The 508-nt window shown below is 61.8% G+C and carries 1 protein-coding gene; it reads left to right on the top strand.

The features are described 5' to 3' along the window. Positions 1 to 508: ABC transporter substrate-binding protein (locus AB4Y92_RS25545; protein WP_441822163.1), on the top strand; the 508-nt coding region annotated here is incomplete at both ends.

Below are 508 nucleotides of genomic sequence, written 5' to 3'. Positions count from 1 at the left end.
CCAGTGGGACGGCCTCAAGCGATACAAGGATGTCACGCTGAAGACGGAGCCGCTGGAGAACAGCCATGTGCTCCAGTTCAACACCAACGACCCGGTGCTCTCCGACAAGAAGCTGCGCCACGCGATGAGCCTGGCGATCGACCGCAAGGGATTGATCGATGCCCTCTGGAAGGGCCAGACCTATGCGCCCAACGGCCACCAGCTGCCGAGCTTCGGGCCGATCTATGTCAAGGAAAACAAGGGCTATCCCTATGATCCCGCGCTCGCCAAAAAGCTCCTCGCCGAGAGCAGCTACAAGGGCCAGGAGATCTCCTACCGGCTGATCCCGAACTACTACCTCTACAATGTCGAGGCGGCGCAGGTCATCCAGGAGATGTGGCGCGCCGTCGGCATCAACGCGCGCATCGATTTCGTCGACAGCTTCAAGGACGTCCGCAAGCCCGGCGCCCAGGTCTTCGCCTGGTCGAACACCTATCGCGTGCCTGATCCTGCCGGCGCGATCCTGACC

The organism is Lysobacter sp. TAB13 (assembly GCF_052113885.1).
Lineage (GTDB): Bacteria > Pseudomonadota > Gammaproteobacteria > Xanthomonadales > Xanthomonadaceae > Lysobacter > Lysobacter gummosus.
Note: the sequence above shows the minus strand (reverse complement) of the source record. Positions and strands in the feature narration are given on the sequence as shown.